The organism is Candidatus Aminicenantes bacterium, assembly GCA_026393855.1.
Taxonomy (GTDB): Bacteria; Acidobacteriota; Aminicenantia; order Aminicenantales; family UBA4085; genus UBA4085.
In genome coordinates this window covers 1-1,824 of the sequence record JAPKZJ010000056.1, presented here as the reverse complement: position 1 = coordinate 1,824, position 1,824 = coordinate 1, and the positions used below count along the sequence as shown (strand labels likewise).

1 protein-coding gene is annotated in these 1,824 nt (G+C 65.6%); it reads right to left on the bottom strand.

The window, feature by feature from the left end:
• Positions 1-1,582 (bottom strand): M6 family metalloprotease domain-containing protein (locus NTZ26_05655; GenBank protein ID MCX6559984.1); only part of this gene is annotated, 1,582 nt, incomplete at its 3' end.
• Between the last annotated feature and the right edge of the window lie 242 nt (positions 1,583-1,824).

The window sequence follows — 1,824 nt, the reverse complement described above, 5'->3', positions numbered from 1 at the left end:
TCGGGAAGCGGACATCGAACGAGATGGTCGAGCCCGCCGAGCCGACGTTGAGAATCCGGAGGCCGCCCGCCCCGCCGCTCGAGAGGAAGCTCGAGGGATTGGTCGTGTCGTTGATGGTCGTGCGCCCGGCGGCACTGGAGTAAGCGGCGCTGTTGACCAGGCCGTTGGCGCTTGTGGTGCCGTCGGGCCGGTAGATATAGACCTCGTCGGGCGGGCCGGAGGCGTTGCCCTGGCCGTCGCGGGCCGAGTTGATCCGGTAGACGAGCAGGCCGTCCCCCGGAAGCGAGGCCTCGAACGTCCCGGCCCGGCGGCGGTATTCCAGGACGAAATACTCGGTCGCGGAATTCGGCGACCGGATTTTATAGCAGTTGCCCGTGGACGTCGTCAGCGGGCTTAGGGTATAGGTCCCCGCCGCCGTGATCTCGGGCAGGGACGCGATCCAGCCCGTGTAGCGCCACTTCATGAAAGCGCCCATATGCTGGGGCGGGTTGGCGTCCCACTCCATGACGTCCCAGCGGCCGACGGGGTCGATGCCGTTGTCGGAGTAGTGGTAGAGGTCCGGCAGGCCGATGGAGTGGCACATCTCGTGGCAGAGCACGCCGGTGCCGGTCGTCGTCCGGAGCTGGAGGTTATAGGTGTAGACGCGCTTGCCGTTGATGTACGCATATTGGGAGTAGAGCGCCCACTGGTGGGGCCAGAGCAGCGACGCCCAGCCCGTCGGCGAGCCCGAGACGACGAAAACGATGTTGTCCACCAGCCCGTCCCCGTCGCCGTCGACGATCAACCCGGCCGGGACTTGGGCGGCGACGGCGCTTACCGCATTCTTGAGCAGGGTATGCTCGCGGTTCATCCGATCGGCGCCGTTGTCCCCGCCCGTATACCCCGTCGGATTCGACACTGCATTGTAGGGCTGGTAGTAGCCGCGGGCGTTGGCATCCAGGTAGGAGAGGACCGTGGCGCCGGGAGTCGGATAGAGGGTCGACTGCACGGTAAGCCGGTTATAGGAGGCTTCGCGAAAGTAGCCGAGCATCGAGTTGTCGGCCGCGCCGGCGCCGTTCAGCATCTGGGTGAAGACGGAGGGCGCGTCCGTGAACTCGGACTCGCCCTGGAAGCGGATGAAGACGACGAGGTTGTTGATCGTGCCCGTCTTGGGGGCGGGCGTGGGATCGGCGGCGGCCTGTCGGCGGCGGGTGGCAGCAATGAGACGGGAGCGGCTGGACGCCGCCGGCTGGACGCCCCGCGCCAGTCCTGCGGCCGCGGGATTGATGCGGCCGGCGATAAGGCCGGAGGCCCGGATCTCGCCGCCGGGAGCGGGCTCGGCGTAAACGTAATACCCGGTCCGAGGGTCCTGGATGATGGTGTAGCCCGCGGCGTCGTGGAGCCAGTTAAAGTACTCGTCGCCGCTGGCCAGGCAGCGGAGGATTTCACCGTCGGGCTGGCGGAGGGTCTGGGGGACGTTGATCAGGTAGGCGGCTTGGGCGAAAGAGGAGAGAAAGACAATGGCGGCAATGACGATGAGGGAGCCAACGGAGCACGCGGTCGGGCCTCGGCCCGAGGATCGTGATAGGGGTTTCATCGTCATTCCAAGCCCCGGGCGTGGGGACCTCGCTTCCATATTCTCAGCCGAGGTTGCCACGGCCTTCTCAAAGAATATCATATTTCGTCGTGCCGGGGGCAGCGCCTCGGAATGACGCTCCGAGGGGGGTCAGGTCTTAACTCTTAACGTTTTTGGCGAGGCCTGACCCTACGGGGTCAGGCCGGGTCAAATCTGTTAAGAGTTAAGACCTGACCCCTCCAAACCCGGGCCTAATGCGGATCGTCAGA